This window comes from Devosia ureilytica, assembly GCF_024273195.1.
In the GTDB taxonomy this organism is placed as follows: Bacteria; Pseudomonadota; Alphaproteobacteria; order Rhizobiales; family Devosiaceae; genus Devosia; species Devosia ureilytica.
Map to the genome: position 1 here is coordinate 162140 of NZ_JAMZCU010000001.1, position 14440 is coordinate 176579.

The 14440-nt window shown below is 62.4% G+C and carries 17 protein-coding genes and 1 tRNA gene; 15 read left to right on the top strand and 3 right to left on the bottom strand.

From position 1 onward, the window contains the following. Positions 1 to 49 precede the first annotated feature (49 nt). The 15 genes from NIM87_RS00835 (at position 50) to map (ending at position 13316) form a co-directional block, all read left to right on the top strand. Positions 50 to 457, top strand: coding sequence for a winged helix-turn-helix transcriptional regulator (locus NIM87_RS00835; RefSeq protein ID WP_254672740.1), 408 nt, complete (start codon positions 50 to 52; stop codon positions 455 to 457). Between the two features lie 63 nt (positions 458 to 520). Then, positions 521 to 880 carry a bleomycin resistance protein gene (locus NIM87_RS00840; RefSeq protein ID WP_254672741.1) on the top strand — a complete coding sequence of 120 codons (360 nt, stop codon included), beginning with the start codon at positions 521 to 523 and terminating at the stop codon, positions 878 to 880. 101 nt (positions 881 to 981) lie between these two features. Then, on the top strand, positions 982 to 3774 hold the full coding sequence (gyrA, locus tag NIM87_RS00845; RefSeq protein WP_332017492.1) for a DNA gyrase subunit A: 2793 nt from the start codon (positions 982 to 984) through the stop codon (positions 3772 to 3774). Positions 3775 to 3857: 83 nt separating this feature from the next. Next, on the top strand, positions 3858 to 4478 hold the full coding sequence (locus tag NIM87_RS00850) for a LysE family translocator (protein ID WP_254672742.1): 621 nt from the start codon (positions 3858 to 3860) through the stop codon (positions 4476 to 4478). Between the two features lie 441 nt (positions 4479 to 4919). Then, the gene (coaD, locus tag NIM87_RS00855; protein ID WP_254672743.1) at positions 4920 to 5414 is read left to right on the top strand and encodes a pantetheine-phosphate adenylyltransferase; all 495 of its coding nucleotides are present in this window, start codon (positions 4920 to 4922) and stop codon (positions 5412 to 5414) included. Then, positions 5414 to 5995 carry a peptidylprolyl isomerase gene (locus tag NIM87_RS00860; RefSeq protein WP_408640046.1) on the top strand — a complete coding sequence of 194 codons (582 nt, stop codon included), beginning with the start codon at positions 5414 to 5416 and terminating at the stop codon, positions 5993 to 5995. Before coaD ends, NIM87_RS00860 begins: the two co-directional genes overlap by 1 nt. A 97-nt stretch (positions 5996 to 6092) precedes the next feature. Continuing rightward, positions 6093 to 6605, top strand: a complete 513-nt coding sequence (locus NIM87_RS00865; RefSeq protein WP_254672745.1) for a peptidylprolyl isomerase — start codon at positions 6093 to 6095, stop codon at positions 6603 to 6605. A gap of 31 nt (positions 6606 to 6636) precedes the next feature. Further along, a complete protein-coding gene (locus tag NIM87_RS00870; RefSeq protein WP_254672746.1) occupies positions 6637 to 6984 on the top strand; it encodes a hypothetical protein in 348 nt (115 codons plus the stop codon). Beyond that, positions 6985 to 7416 (top strand): hypothetical protein, encoded by a 432-nt coding sequence (locus tag NIM87_RS00875; RefSeq protein ID WP_254672747.1) that lies wholly within the window; start codon positions 6985 to 6987, stop codon positions 7414 to 7416. It abuts the gene before it with no gap. A gap of 104 nt (positions 7417 to 7520) precedes the next feature. Further along, entirely contained in the window at positions 7521 to 7970 is a 450-nt protein-coding gene (locus tag NIM87_RS00880; protein WP_254672748.1) for a DMT family transporter, read from the top strand. A gap of 59 nt (positions 7971 to 8029) precedes the next feature. Then, positions 8030 to 9109, top strand: coding sequence for a tRNA preQ1(34) S-adenosylmethionine ribosyltransferase-isomerase QueA (gene queA / locus NIM87_RS00885; RefSeq protein ID WP_254672749.1), 1080 nt, complete (start codon positions 8030 to 8032; stop codon positions 9107 to 9109). Further along, positions 9106 to 9732 carry an exopolysaccharide biosynthesis protein gene (locus tag NIM87_RS00890; RefSeq protein ID WP_254672750.1) on the top strand — a complete coding sequence of 209 codons (627 nt, stop codon included), beginning with the start codon at positions 9106 to 9108 and terminating at the stop codon, positions 9730 to 9732. Before queA ends, NIM87_RS00890 begins: the two co-directional genes overlap by 4 nt. Before the next feature lie 45 nt (positions 9733 to 9777). After that, complete coding sequence (tgt, locus tag NIM87_RS00895; protein WP_254672751.1) at positions 9778 to 10905, top strand: tRNA guanosine(34) transglycosylase Tgt; 1128 nt, start codon at positions 9778 to 9780, stop codon at positions 10903 to 10905. 11 nt (positions 10906 to 10916) lie between these two features. Beyond that, positions 10917 to 12557, top strand: coding sequence for a glucose-6-phosphate isomerase (gene pgi / locus NIM87_RS00900; protein ID WP_254672752.1), 1641 nt, complete (start codon positions 10917 to 10919; stop codon positions 12555 to 12557). Between the two features lie 3 nt (positions 12558 to 12560). Further along, complete coding sequence (map, locus tag NIM87_RS00905) at positions 12561 to 13316, top strand: type I methionyl aminopeptidase (RefSeq protein ID WP_254672753.1); 756 nt, start codon at positions 12561 to 12563, stop codon at positions 13314 to 13316. Between the two features lie 58 nt (positions 13317 to 13374). On the opposite strand, the gene NIM87_RS00910 is transcribed toward map, so the two are convergent. The 3 genes from NIM87_RS00910 to NIM87_RS00920 form a co-directional block, all read right to left on the bottom strand. Continuing rightward, on the bottom strand, positions 13375 to 13902 hold the full coding sequence (locus NIM87_RS00910) for a hypothetical protein (RefSeq protein WP_254672754.1): 528 nt from the start codon (positions 13900 to 13902) through the stop codon (positions 13375 to 13377). A 112-nt stretch (positions 13903 to 14014) separates the two neighbouring features. Next, positions 14015 to 14188, bottom strand: coding sequence for a hypothetical protein (locus NIM87_RS00915; protein WP_254672755.1), 174 nt, complete (start codon positions 14186 to 14188; stop codon positions 14015 to 14017). Positions 14189 to 14276: 88 nt separating this feature from the next. Next, a tRNA-Lys gene (locus tag NIM87_RS00920) sits at positions 14277 to 14351 on the bottom strand. Between the last annotated feature and the right edge of the window lie 89 nt (positions 14352 to 14440).

Here is a 14440-nt window from a genome sequence, read left to right on the forward strand (position 1 = left end):
GCTGAAAAGGAGGCACCTTTTCGGCCATTGATTACCTGGAGGTAAGTGCATGCAGACGGGCCAAGACGCAGCAGCGATATTTGTCGAGCGCTGGAACGAGGCTGCCAGTTTCGAGCAAACCGGCACTTGCCCGGTGCGCAATGTGCTCGACAAGATCGGCGACAAGTGGAGCATGCTGATCGTCATGTACCTTGCGGCGGGGCCGAAGCGTTTCAATCAGCTGCATCGCGAAATTCCCGACATTTCACAGAAGATGCTGACCCAGACGCTGCGCGATCTGCAGCGCGACGGGCTGGTGGCGCGGCAGGTGTTCGACACCAAGCCACCCTCGGTTGAGTATCGGCTCACAACGCTCGGACATTCGCTGATCGTGCCGTTCGGGCACCTGATCGACTGGGCCAACCAGAGCATTCCGAGCATCAACAAGGCCCGTGCGGTGTTCGACGCAGCCAGCTGACGAATAATAGCAAAGATATCTTTGCAAGATACCGCACGCCCGCAGCGGCCGTTTGAGGCAATCATGACCGACCGAGCCACGCCCAATCTGCCGTCCCGCAACTTCTCGGTTACGAAAGAATTCTATGCCGCGCTGGGGTTTGAGCGTCAGTGGCGCGACGATGTCTGGCTGATCCTGCGGCGGGGCGAGCTGACGCTGGAGTTTTTCCTGTTCGCCGAACTCGACCCGGCCAGCAGTTCTTTCGGCACTTGCCTGCGGCTCGATGACCTTGATGGCTTCTACCAGATCTGCCAGCGCGCGGGCGTGCCAGAGCAGCAAAAGGGCTGGCCGCGGCTGCATCCGCCGCGCCTTGAGGCATGGGGTGGACGGGTAGGGGCGCTGGTCGATCCTGATTGCACATTGATCCGGCTGATCCAGAACTGAGCGGCGCCCGCACTCTCCACAGCTCAAAGCCCTCCAAAAGTGGCAATCGCGTGCGGAATCGCCTATCTATTCGCCAACTAGAACCAACGTAGAATCACCCCGTGACAGATACGCCCGACAATGTGAGCGGCGGCCTCCCGCCCTCCGACATTTCTCCGATCTACATCACCGATGAAATGCGCAAGAGCTATCTCGATTACGCCATGAGCGTGATCGTGAGCCGCGCACTCCCTGATGTGCGAGACGGTTTGAAGCCGGTGCACCGGCGCATTCTGTTCTCGATGAGCGAGAATGGCTACGAGTACAACAAGCCCTACCGCAAGTCGGCGCGTGTGGTTGGCGACGTTATCGGTAAGTACCATCCGCATGGCGACAGCGCTGTGTACATGGCCCTGGTCCGTATGGCGCAGTCGTTTTCGATGGGTCAGATGCTGGTCGAGGGCCAGGGCAACTTCGGCTCGGTCGACGGCGATATGCCGGCTGCCATGCGTTACACCGAAGTGCGCATGCAGCGGATCACCAACTCGCTGCTGGATGATCTGGACAAGGACACCGTCGACTTCCGCGACAACTATGACGGCTCGGAACACGAGCCGACGGTGTTGCCGGCGCGGTTCCCCAATATGCTGGTCAACGGCGGCGGCGGTATCGCGGTGGGCATGGCGACCAATATCCCCACGCATAACCTGGCCGAGACCATCAACGCGGCGCTGGCGGTGCTCGACAATCCGTCCATCAGCACCGACGAGCTGCTGGAGCATCTGCCGGGCCCGGATTTCCCGACAGGTGGCACCATCCTTGGCCGGGCCGGCATTCGCCAGGCCTATGAAACGGGCCGCGGCTCGATCATCGTGCGCGGGCGCTCCAGCGTCGAGGAAGTGCGAAAAGAGCGCGAAGCCATTGTCATCACCGAGATTCCCTATCAGGTGAACAAGGCCTCAATGGTCGAAAAGATCGCCGAGCTGGTGCGCGACAAGCGCATTGAGGGCATTGCCGATCTGCGCGACGAATCCAGCCGCGAAGGCATGCGCGTGGTGATCGAGGTCAAGCGCGATGCGCTGCCCGAGGTCGTGCTGAACCAGCTCTATCGCTTCACGCCGCTGCAAAGCTCGTTTGGTTGCAACTTCGTGGCGCTCAATGGCGGTAAGCCGGAGCTGATGAATCTCAAGCAGATCCTGGATTGCTTCATCGCCTTCCGTGAGGAAGTGGTGACGCGCCGCGCCCGGTTCCTGCTCAACAAGGCCCGTGATCGCGCCCATGTGCTGGTCGGCCTCGCCGTTGCCGTTGCCAACATCGATGAAATCATTGCCCTGATCCGTGTCGCGCCCGATCCGGCGACGGCGCGCGAGCAGTTGATGACCCGCCGCTGGCCGGCGGCCGATGTGGCGCCGCTGATCAAGCTGATCGATGATCCGCGCCACCGCATCAATGAGGACGGCACGTTCAACCTGTCTGAAGAGCAGGCCCGTGCCATTCTCGAGCTGCGCCTGGCTCGTCTCACGGCGCTGGGTCGCGACGAAATCGGCGATGAACTCAATGGCCTGGGTGCGGAAATCGAAGACTATCTCGATATCCTGCGGAGCCGCGAGCGCGTCAGCACCATCATCCGTGAGGAGCTGGAAGCCATTCGCGAGCAGTTCGGCACGCCGCGCCGCACCGAAATTTCCGACCATGCCGCTGATTTCGACGATGAAGACCTCATCGCCCGCGAGGACATGGTCGTGACCGTCAGCCATGCCGGTTATATCAAGCGCGTGCCGCTTTCGACCTATCGGGCGCAGAACCGTGGCGGCAAGGGCCGCTCGGGCATGGCCACCCGCGAGGAAGATTTCGTGGCGCGTCTGTTCGTGGCCAATACGCATACGCCGGTGCTGTTCTTCACCAGCCGCGGCATAGCCTACAAGCTCAAGGTCTGGCGTCTGCCGCTGTCGGCGGCCAATGCCAAGGGCAAGGCGCTGATCAACATCCTGCCGCTTGAACAGGGCGAGCGGATTACCTCGATCATGCCGCTGCCGGAGGACGAAAGCTCCTGGGGCAATCTCGACATCATGTTCGCTACGACGCGGGGCACGGTGCGCCGCAACTCGCTGGCCGACTTTGTCGAAGTGCGCCAGAACGGCAAGATCGCCATGAAGCTCGACGAAGGTGACGAGATCGTCGGCGTCGAGACCTGCACGGTGAACAACGACGTGCTGATGACCACGGCACAGGGCCAGGCGATCCGCTTCCGCGTGGACGACGTGCGCCTGTTCAAGGGCCGCGACTCCATGGGTGTGCGCGGCATCCAGCTGGCGGCAGGTGACTTGGTCATTTCCATGGCCGTGATCAATCACTCGGACGCAACGGCCGAAGAACGCGCCGCCTATCTCAAGATGAGCCGCGCCTTGCGGGGCGAGGACGAGGCGGAAGAGGCCGGTTCGGACGAGGGTGAAGTGGTCGCCGGCGCGTTGCCGCAGGACCGCTACGCGCTGATGAGTGCCACCGAGCAGTTCATCCTGACCATCTCTGAAAATGGCTATGGCAAACGGACCTCGAGCCACGAATACCGGATCACCGGGCGCGGCGGTAAGGGCATCGTCGCCATGGCGGTCAACAAGCGCAATGGCAATCTGGTCGCCAGCTTCCCGGTGGAAGAAGAAGACCAGATCATGTTGATCAGCGACGGTGGCCAGACCATTCGCCTGCCGGTGGGCGGCGACAAGCCGATCCGCATCGTGGGACGCAGTTCGCAGGGCGTCATCGTCTTCGACACCGCTGCCGACGAAAAGGTGGTGTCGGTGGAACGCATCAGCGAGCCGGAAAGCGAGGACGGTGACGAACTTTCGGGCGCGCCGGGCACGCCTCCTGCTGCAGACGGTGAGGGCGGAGGCCCGACCGAGCCGAGTGGCGAATAGACCAGAATAGAAGGGGGGCGCTTCGGCGCCCCTTGTCATTTCCGGCGGAAGGTGGCTTGCTCGGGGGATCAGGAGTTTCCGCAATGCTCGATCCCAACCTGTTGGTTCCCTATCTTGGTGCCTGTTTCCTCCTGGCCATCGTGCCGGGTCCGACGGTGACGGTGATCGTGGCCAATTCGCTGTCGCGCGGTACCGGCGCGGGTCTGGCCATCATTGCCGGCACGCAGGCCGGGTTTCTGGTGATGACGCTGGTGGTGGCGCTGGGCATGCAGGCGCTGGTGTCCTTCATGGGCGCAGCCTTCGACTGGCTCAAGCTGATCGGCGCGGCTTATCTCATCTGGTTGGGCTACAAGATGCTGCGCAGCGACGGACGTCTGGGCGCCGTGCAGGCCGAGCGCGGCAAGTCCAATCTGGGCATGGCGATTGAAGGCTTCCTCGTGATGCTCTCCAATCCCAAGTCATTGATTTTCCTCGGGGCCTTCCTGCCGCAATTCGTCGATGTCAGCCAGCCCACATTCCCGCAGGTTCTGGTTCTGGGCCTGCTGTTCATGCTGGTCGCAGGGTCGACCGATGTCATTTATGCGCTGGTGGCCGGGCGGGCGCGGGGTGTTCTGAGTGCAGCGCGGGTGCGTATGGTGTCGCGTTTGTCCGGGGTGATCCTGATGTTTGGTGGTGTGTGGCTGGCGCTGCAGAAGCGCGCCTGACACCCTCAAACTGAGACCCTGACTGAACATCCTGTGCGCTGGCGACACCCAGCAGAGGGGCTTCCGTCTGCAGCACAACGATTTTATCCCCGGGCTCAAAATCGCCCGCATACTCCTCCCATCTCTCCCGCTATGGGCGGACTGCAGCGAATGGTTGCGGGAGAAGCCGGCGCCCTGGGTTCGCTTCAGCGGCGCGCTCCCGGCGCGATACGCCCCTGCGACGAGCGATCAAAGGGGATCGAGCCGTGAGTGGAAAAACCGGAATCCCGAGGCGGCGACGTCTCTATTTGCTTTGTTTTACTGAGACGCACGCGCCTCGGGATCCGTCTGTCTTGAAACCGGAGGCCAAGGGGCTGACCGGCGCGTTCGCATGACCTGGCCTTGCCTCGGTGCGGCGTGCGTGACAAAACCTTTGCAACTACAAGGGGAAGGGGGCATGCCATGAGTGATTTGGTTGGGTTCTATCCGGGGTCGTTCGATCCGCTGACCAATGGGCATCTCGATGTGATCGAGCGGGCCTGCAAGCTGGTGGATACGCTGGTGGTGGCAGTGGGCATCAGCGCCACGAAGAAAAACCCGCTGTTCACCCATCAGGATCGCGTTGCCATCCTCCATCAGGTGCTGCCCGCTATTGGCGCGCGGACCAATACGGAGTTTCGCATCGTCGATTTTTCCGGGCTGATGGTGCAGGCGGCACGCGACAATGGTGCCAGGCTGATCATCCGCGGGCTGCGCGACACCACCGACTACAATTATGAAATGCAGATGGTGGGCATGAACGCGCAGATGGCGCCCGACCTTCAGACCGTTTTCCTGCCCTCCAGCCCGCCGGTGCGGCATATCTCGGCCACATTGGTGCGCCAGATCGCTGAAATGGGCGGCGATATCTCCGCCTTCGTCCCGCAAATCGTTCTCAAGGCTCTTCAGTCCAAATGATCAAGTTCAATCGCCGTTCCTTCGCTGCCCTTGTCCTGGGCGCGACCCTTGTTGCCGCGCCGGCTTTCGCCCAAACCGGCACCCCCCACCTGATCCTGACGCTGGAAGATGGCGTGGTCGATATCGAGCTGCTGCCCGCGATTGCCCCCAAGCATGTCGAGCGCGTTGTGGCGCTGACCGAAGCTGGCGAATACGACAATGTGGTGTTCCACCGCGTTATCGACGGCTTCATGGCCCAGACCGGCGACGTGCAGAACGGGGATTCCAGCGATGCCAGCTACAACCTGCAGATGGCGGGTACGGGTGGCTCGGACATGCCGGACGTCGAGGCCGAGTTCAATTCCGAGAGCTTCCAGCGCGGCGTACTGGGCGCGGCGCGGTCGCAGGACCCCAATTCGTTCAACTCGCAGTTCTTCATCACCACGGCTGACGCCAGCTTCCTTGATGGTCAGTACACCGTGTTCGGCAAGGTGGTTTCGGGCATGGAAGCAATTGATGCTCTCGAAAAGGGTCCGCAGGAAATGAACGGCGCCGTGGCGAACCCGGACAAGATCGTCTCGGCCGCTATCGAGTACAAGTAAGCGCTACTGCGTTGAGGAAGGGTGGTGCCTTCGACCTTGCACCGCAGGCCTATTGGCCTTACATCCCGGCCACATTCTGAACTGAAAGAGACCGCTCATGGCCTATGAAGATCCCGAAAACACCCTCGTCATCGAAACATCCAAGGGCAAGGTGGTCATTGCCATGCGCCCGGACCTGGCCCCCGGCCACGTGGACCACATCAAGACGCTGGCCCGCGAAGGTGCTTATGATGGCGTGGTGTTCCATCGCGTGATCGAGGGCTTCATGGCCCAGACCGGCGACGTCAAGTTCGGCAATTCCAACCTGCCAGAGTTCAACCCGTCGCGCGCCGGCACCGGTGGCTCGAAGTATCCCAACATCAAGCAGGAATTCAGCGCCGAGCCGCATAAGCGCGGTACGGCCTCGATGGCCCGCGCCCAGGATCCGAACAGCGCCAATTCGCAGTTCTTCATCTGCTTTGCTGATGCCCCCTTCCTCAACCGCCAGTATACTGTGTGGGGACAGGTCATCGAGGGCATGGAGAATGTCGATCAGATCAAGCGCGGCGAACCCGTCGTCGACCCGGACCGGATGGTTTCGGTCAAGGTTGCTGCCGACATCGCTGAATAAGTTCGGCGCAACCGCGCTCGTTCTTGCAAGCATGGCCCTCGCTTCGCCCGTCCAGGCAAGCGGGGGCCTTTTTTGTGAGGGCGAGGGCGGCGAAATCGACATCGCCATGGGCCGGCTGGTGGTGATGCAGGTGCTGGGCGCTTTTGCCGAAATCGATGGTGAGCGCTATTCGACCGGGCCGGAGCGCGGCGAGGGCACGCCGTTCGCCGTCGGGCAGGCCTTTGCCGAGGGAGACGAAATGATGGTGGATTTCGTCGACCCGAACTTTGAGGACATTATCGTCAGCCTGCGCGTCAGCTGGGACGCTGCTGCGGAAAGCTATTCGGGCGTGTTGAGCACGCCGACGCGCCGGGTTGAGGTCAGGTGCATGGAGGGGTGAATGCGCTCGATCATGGGCAAGGGAGCCGCCGCCGCGTTGGTCCTGCTGGCACTGATTGCGCCGGTCGCCGCGCTCGATACGGTGAGTTGCAAGGATGCGAAGGGTGAAATCGCGTTCACCTATGTGACCGGGCCGGCGCTGGTGCAGCCGGTGCTGAGCGTTGAAATGCAGCTGACCGATGATTTTGGGCTGTCGACCGACGCCGGCCATCCCGACCATGACGGTGAATATGTCTCCGCCGGCTTCATCGGCGATGATGTTGAGGGCGGTACGGTGTCGTGGAAGGACGAGGACGGGCGCGAACACCAGGCCATGAGCTTCCGCATCGGGCGCGTTTATGAAGCGCAGCGGGCACAGGTTGGCGGCGTGGTTGCCGTTGCCGGGGGCGGCCTGTGGACCGTCAGCTGCCGGTCGAGCGACCTGGGCCTGTGAGGAGCTGAGCGGGGTTGACGAGGTGGTGCGCAGACGGTCTGGTCGGCGCTCCCCGGACTTGACGAAGTGAGTCCGCCTTTCCTCGCAGGTTGCTGATTTTGAAAATGGATACTGTTCTCTGGGCGCTGATGGGCGTCATCGCCGGGGCTTGCATTGCGGCGCAGGCGCCGATCAATGCCAGCCTTGGGCGGGCGCTGGAGGTGCCGGTTGCCGCGGCCGCTGTTTCGTTCCTGGCCGGGGGCGTGGTGCTTTGGGCGCTGGCGTTCCTCTTCAGTCACCTTACGCATACGCCGATCAATTTTGGCGCTCCGGCGCCGTGGACCTTCCTGGCTGGTGGGCTTCTGGGCGCCTTCTATGTGTTTTCCAACATCACGCTGACGCCACTGATGGGCGCGGCTGCCGTGATGGCCCTGTCAGTCACAGGACAGCTCATCGGGGGACTGTTCCTCGACAAGATCGGCTTCATGGGGATGGCAGTGCGCGAAATTTCAGTCGGGCGTATTGCCGGGGCCGCCTTGCTGGTGACCGGAGCGGTGATGATCCGCGTGCTTTAGGCAACTCCCATGCGACGAACCCCGTTCCCGAGTGCGATCACCCGTGATAACGAGCCGCCATGCGCGTTACAGAATTCGACTTCGAGCTGCCCGAAACCCTGATTGCCCTGCACCCGGCGGAGCCGCGCGACAGCGCGCGCCTGCTGGTGGTGCGCCCGGGGCAGGTCATCGCAGATCAGTATATTCCTGATCTCAAGACCCTGCTTCGCCCGGGCGATGTGCTGGTGGTCAATGATACGCGGGTGTTGCCGGCCGAGCTGAAAGGCGTGCGTGTCCGTGGCGAGGTGCGGGCCAATGTCTCGTTCAACTTGCACAAGCGCGTCGACGCCAACACTTGGCGGGCCTTCGCGCGACCGGCAAAGAAGCTGGCGCTGCTCGACCGGCTGGAGCTGGGCAATGGTGAGGCTGAGCCGCTTGTGGCGCGCATTGCCGGCAAGGGCGAGACCGGCGAAGTGACCTTGGAATTCGAGCTGGGCGGGGCTGCGCTCGACGAGGCGATCAAGTCGCATGGCGCCATGCCGCTGCCGCCCTATATCGGGGCCAAGCGCGCCGTGGAAGAGCGCGACAAGGTCGACTACCAGACGGTCTATGCCGCCGAGGATGGCGCCGTTGCCGCGCCGACGGCGGGCCTGCATTTCACTGAGAAACTGCTGCAGGACCTCAGCGACATGGATGTCGCCATGGAGCGGGTGACGCTGCATGTGGGTGCCGGCACCTTCCTGCCGATGAAGGCCGACGACACCGACGACCATGTGATGCATTCGGAATGGGGCGAGATCGACCAGGCGACGGTCGAGCGGATCAATGCGCGCCGCGCCGCCGGGGGCAGGGTGATTGCGGTTGGCACGACCAGTCTGCGCCTGCTGGAGACGGCGTCACGGGCCACTGGAGAGTTGAAGCCCTTTGTCGGCGACACGGATATCTTCATCACGCCGGGCTTCCGTTTCCGTACGGTGGACGTGCTGATGACCAATTTCCATCTGCCAAAATCAACTCTTTTCATGCTGGTCAGCGCCTTTTCGGGGATGGATACGATGAAGGCGGCTTATGCCCATGCCATTGCGAATGGCTATCGCTTCTATTCCTATGGGGATTCCTCACTGCTGCATCGGGCGCCGCATCCCGAGGACGATGTGTGACGCAGCGCGTCACGCCAATCACACGCTATACGCGCCGTATTGCCTCGTCGTTGCGGCGGGCCGCCGACGGTGACGAGACGCACCTGACGCTGACGGGGCTGGTGGAACTACTCGGTCCGCGGGCACATCGGCTGCTGTTGCTGGTTGTGTCGCTGTTCAACATGATCCCCGGACCGCCTGGCTACGGCGGTACCATTGCCTGGACCACCTGCGCCATTGCGGTCGCCATGCTGCTGGGCAAGCAGATCCGGTTGCCGGGGATTATCGGCAAGCGCAGGCTGCCGCTCGATTTGATGATCCGGGCCAGCGAGCAAGTGGTCACGGTCGCCGGTATTCTTGCCCGGTTTTCCAGGCCGCGCCTGCGCTGGTTGACCGGGGCGGCGGCCAATCTGCCCTATGCCATTCTGGTCATCGGTGTCAGCGTGGTGATGGCGCTGCCGGTTCCCTTCATCAATGCTATTCCCAATGTGGGGCTGTGCATCATTGCCTTCTCGATGCTGAACCGAGATGGGGCTGGGGTGATTGTGGGGATAGGGGCCACGGCGGTGGGCCTTGGAGTGGCCATTGCAATCGTGGTGGGTGCATTCCATCTGGGCATGGCTGCTGTTGGGTCGATGGGGTGAGTTGGCCACTTTCCCAAGCTTGCACAACCGGCTAGAACCCGCGCCATGAAACAGGTCAACTTTTCCCTTATAGCCAGTGACGGCGCGGCCCGTCGCGGCCGCATCGATACGCCGCGCGGCGAGATCAACACGCCCGCCTTCATGCCGGTGGGCACAGTCGGCACCGTCAAGGCAATGTACCCCGAGCAAGTGCGCGAGACGGGCGCTGATATTTTGCTGGGCAATACCTATCACCTGATGCTCCGGCCGGGCGCCGAGCGGGTAGCCAGGTTGGGCGGGCTGCATGAGTTCATGGATTGGCAGCGGCCGATCCTGACCGATAGCGGCGGCTTCCAAGTGATGTCGCTGGCAAAGCTCAGGAAACTCACCGAGAAGGGCGTGACCTTCAAGTCGCATATCGACGGGTCGAGCCATGAGCTGACGCCAGAGCGGAGCATCGAAATCCAGACGCTGCTCGACAGCGACATCATCATGCAGCTTGACGAGTGCATTGCCTTGCCCGCCGAGCGCAAGGAGATGGAACGGGCGATGGAGTTGTCCATTCGCTGGGCGGATCGCTCCAAGACAGCGTTCAACAACCAGGCCAACCGGGCGCTGTTCGGCATTGTCCAGGGTGGCGATGATGCGGAATTGCGGGCGCGCTCAGCAGCGGGGCTGAAGAGCATCGGCTTTGATGGCTATGCCGTAGGTGGATTGGCAGTGGGCGAGCCGCAGGAGGTGATGTTCCGGGTGCTTTCGGAAATCACGCCGGAGCTGCCGACGGATCGGCCGCGCTACCTTATGGGCGTGGGCAAGCCGGACGATATTCTGGGCGGGATCGAGCGCGGCATCGACATGTTCGACTGCGTGCACCCGACGCGTGCTGGCCGGCATGGGCATGCCTATACGCGCTTTGGCGTCATCAACCTGAAGAACGCCCGGCATAAGGAAGACCATCGTCCCCTGGACGAAGCGTCGCCGAACCTGAATTGCCGGCGCTGGAGCCGGGCCTATCTGCACCATCTGGTGCGCACCGAAGAGATTTTGGGCGCCATGGTGCTATCGCAGATCAACCTTGCCTATTATCAAGAGCTGACTGCAGGGGCGCGGGTGGCTATCGAGGCCGGCCGGATGAACGATTTTGCGGCAGAGACGCGCGCGGCATGGGCCGCCGGCGATCTGCCTGTGCTGTAAGGAAAAAATCTATGGCCAAGGGTGAACGCGGCGATGTCCTCAATGCGCTGGTAAAGCAGCGCAAGCGGCTGGACGATCTGAGCATGCGCGAAATGTTCGCGCTCGACCCCAATCGCTTCCAGCGCTTTTCAGCGACGGGCGCCGATATCCTGCTCGATTACTCCAAGAACCGGATCGACGAAGAGGTGATGGAGGCGCTGATCGCCCTGGCGCGCGCAGCCGGCGTCGAAGAGCGCCGCAGCCAGATGTGCGAGGGCGAGCATATCAACATCACCGAAGACCGCGCCGTCATGCATATGGCGCTGCGCTACCAGGGCGATCGCCCGGTCGAGGTGGATGGCAAGGACGTCATGGGCGACGTGCGCGCTGTGCTCAAGGCCGTCGAGGCCTACACCAACGACGTGCGCTCGGGCGAAATCCGCGGTCATGGCGGCGAGCGGTTCACCGATGTGGTCAACATCGGTATTGGCGGCTCGGACCTCGGGCCAGCCATGGTGACGCTGGCGCTGGAACCCTATACGCGCGCCGACCTGCGCGCCCATTATGTGTCCAATGTCGATGGTGCCCATATTCATGACGTGCTGAAGCGCCTTGATCCCAAGAAGACGCTGTTCATCGTTGCTTCCAAGACGTTCACCACCGATGAAACCATGACCAATGCCAATTCGGCGCGAGCGTGGATTGCCGATACGTTGGGCGAAGAGGCCGTGCCGAACCACTTCGCGGCGGTTTCGACCAATATCGCGGCCTGCGCCAAGTTCGGTATTCGCGAAGACCGGATCTTCGGGTTCTGGGACTGGGTGGGCGGTCGCTATTCGGTGTGGTCTGCCATCGGCCTGCCGATTGCCATGGCCGTTGGATACGACAATTTCGCCAAATTCCTGGCCGGCGCCGACGCCATGGACCGGCATTTCCTCGAGACGCCGCTGGAGCGCAATCTACCGGTGATCATGGCGCTGATCGGCGTCTGGTATCGCAATGCCTGGGGATTCTCGACCCATGCCGTGCTGCCCTATGACCAGCGGATGAGCCGCTTTGCCGCCTATCTGCAGCAGCAGGACATGGAATCGAACGGCAAGTCTGTGACGCTGGCGGGCAAGAAGGTTGGCTGGTCGACCGGTCCAATCGTCTGGGGTGAGCCGGGCACCAATGGGCAGCATGCGTTCTATCAGCTCATCCACCAGGGTACCGACGTCATTCCCTGCGATTTTCTGATTGCGGCGCGGCCGCATGAAGACCTGCCGCCGCACCACGACAAGCTGGTGGCCAATGTGCTGGCGCAGTCCGAAGCGCTGATGCTGGGCAAGACCAAGGATGAGGTCGTCGCCGAGCTCAAGGCCCAGGGTCTCGAGAAGGACCAGATCAAGGCGCTGGCACCGCATAAGGTGTTTCCCGGCAATCGCCCATCCAACACGCTGTTCTATAAGCAGCTGACGCCCGAAGTACTGGGGTCGCTGGTGGCGCTGTACGAGCACAAGGTTTTTGTGCAGGGCGTGATCTGGAACGTTAATTCCTACGACCAGTGGGGCGTGGAACTGGGCAAGCAGCTGGCCAAGGCGTTGCTGCCCAAGGTCAAGGGTGAGCAGAGCGGCGAGGGGCATGATGCCTCCACGCAGGGGCTACTTGGCTATTACCTTGCCAACAAGGCCTGACGCTTGATCATCACGACAGACGAGCAACTCGACAAGCTCAAGGCAATCGGACGCATCTGCGCCATGGCGCGCGAGGCCATGGCTTCGGCCATGCGGCCGGGGATGACGACGTTGGAGCTCGACGAAATCGGCGCCCGCTTGCTGGCGGAACATGGCGCGCTATCGGCGCCCATTGTCACCTATGAGTTTCCCGGCGCGACCTGCATTTCGGTCAATGAGGAAATCGCTCATGGAATTCCCGGTGACCGGGTGTTGAACGAGGGGGACCTCGTCAATATCGACGTCTCGGCGGTTAAGGATGGGGTGTTTGCCGATTGTGGCGCGTCCTATCTGCTGGGCAAGGGCGACCGGCGGCTCGACGCGCTCTGCCGCGATGGCAAGAAGGCGATGTGGGCCGGGATCAATGCGGCCAAGGCTGGCGCGCCGCTCGCCGATATCGGCACGGCCATTGGCAAGGTGGCCAAGAAGGGCGGCTATACGCTGATCCGTAACCTCGCCAGCCACGGCGTGGGTGATAGCCTGCATGACGAGCCGGGCGAGATTTCCACCTGGCCGGATCGCTCGGAGCGGCGCCGGATCAGCGATGGGCTGGTGTTCACCGTTGAGCCGTTCCTGTCGATGGGCGGGCACATGGCCGAGCAGATGTATGAGGACGACGTGTGGACACTGACAGCCGAGCCGCTGGCACCCACGGTGCAATATGAGCACACCATTGTCGCGACGCCGCGCGGGCCGGTGGTGGTGACGCTGGCGGGGTAGGCCCCTCATCCGGCGCTGCGCGCCACCTTTTCCCCGATGTGGAGAAGAATAGGCTGCGCTAGAGCCAGACCAGCAGCAGCGGGCCGAGGATGATAAGGCCTATGCCCACGGCGTAGCGCAGATTGCCCAGGCGGCGCATGGCAGGCACGCTGAGCAGCGTCGAGAGTACCAGGAACCCGATCAGCCCGACGAGGGCGGGTAGCAGCGGGTTGAGGTTGAGCGCGGTATTCTCGGTCAACTGCAGATAGACCATGTGGCCGCCGGCAAAGCCGAGCAGGGCCATGATGACCACGGTGACGGCCTTGGCGGCAATCAGCAGGGCCGTGTCGATGGTGTTGCTGGTGAGCAGCAGGGCGAGGCCCGAGGCGGTGACGTGAACAGCGGCAAGCGTCGCGAACACACCGCTGCCGGCAAGCACCGGGACCAATTCAGGCGGCGCGTTGAGCGGCAGGGAGCCGACCATGGGCAAATTGGCGCCGTACTGAGACAGCAGCAGGATGCCATAGAGCATAATCAGCGTGCTCGCCGCAAAGACCAGCAGCGTTACCGCCAGGACCTTGAGCAGGTCGGTCGTCTCCTGAGACATATCGTTCCCCCGATGCACGCCACGTGTCGTCGCGCTTTTCGACCACAAAACCGTTGCCACTTTTGCCCGAAGCGCTCCAGACCCTGCCGATAGTACGGGTTGGCGCTGATTCTCAAATGAGAATGCGGCGGGGCGGGCCAATGAGACGCGTCTGGGTCATGGGCAGGCCATTGCGACGCGATCGCGCGACCCGGACGGGTTTGCGAAATTCCTCGGACAATTCAAACGCATCGGCGCGATTGTCGAGTTCGGCATAGGGGTCGGGGTCTATGCAGGTCTGTGACATGATGGCGGGTGCAAACTGCGGAAAGGTCTAATGGCCCGCATATTGGGGCGCCGACACGGCGAATGTATGAATGGCATTTCAAGGTGATTGGTACGCCGGGCGGGGGTCGAACCCGCGACCATTCGATTAAAAGTCGAATGCTCTACCACTGAGCTACCGGCGCTCGAGACGCGATCAGGGTTTTTTGCGAAACGCCGAACGATCTGCGAAATGAGACGCCCTGCGGCGTCGCGGCGGAACATAGCCGGACTT

Coding starts and splice junctions, on each gene's coding strand:
- NIM87_RS00915 (WP_254672755.1), bottom strand. CDS start 14,188: ATGTCACAGACCTGCATAGACCCCGACCCCTATGCCGAACTCGACAAT.
- NIM87_RS00875 (WP_254672747.1), top strand. CDS start 6,985: ATGCGCTCGATCATGGGCAAGGGAGCCGCCGCCGCGTTGGTCCTGCTG.
- NIM87_RS00835 (WP_254672740.1), top strand. CDS start 50: ATGCAGACGGGCCAAGACGCAGCAGCGATATTTGTCGAGCGCTGGAAC.
- queA (WP_254672749.1), top strand. CDS start 8,030: ATGCGCGTTACAGAATTCGACTTCGAGCTGCCCGAAACCCTGATTGCC.
- NIM87_RS00870 (WP_254672746.1), top strand. CDS start 6,637: ATGGCCCTCGCTTCGCCCGTCCAGGCAAGCGGGGGCCTTTTTTGTGAG.
- pgi (WP_254672752.1), top strand. CDS start 10,917: ATGGCCAAGGGTGAACGCGGCGATGTCCTCAATGCGCTGGTAAAGCAG.
- coaD (WP_254672743.1), top strand. CDS start 4,920: ATGAGTGATTTGGTTGGGTTCTATCCGGGGTCGTTCGATCCGCTGACC.
- NIM87_RS00850 (WP_254672742.1), top strand. CDS start 3,858: ATGCTCGATCCCAACCTGTTGGTTCCCTATCTTGGTGCCTGTTTCCTC.
- NIM87_RS00880 (WP_254672748.1), top strand. CDS start 7,521: ATGGATACTGTTCTCTGGGCGCTGATGGGCGTCATCGCCGGGGCTTGC.
- tgt (WP_254672751.1), top strand. CDS start 9,778: ATGAAACAGGTCAACTTTTCCCTTATAGCCAGTGACGGCGCGGCCCGT.
- NIM87_RS00865 (WP_254672745.1), top strand. CDS start 6,093: ATGGCCTATGAAGATCCCGAAAACACCCTCGTCATCGAAACATCCAAG.
- NIM87_RS00840 (WP_254672741.1), top strand. CDS start 521: ATGACCGACCGAGCCACGCCCAATCTGCCGTCCCGCAACTTCTCGGTT.
- NIM87_RS00910 (WP_254672754.1), bottom strand. CDS start 13,902: ATGTCTCAGGAGACGACCGACCTGCTCAAGGTCCTGGCGGTAACGCTG.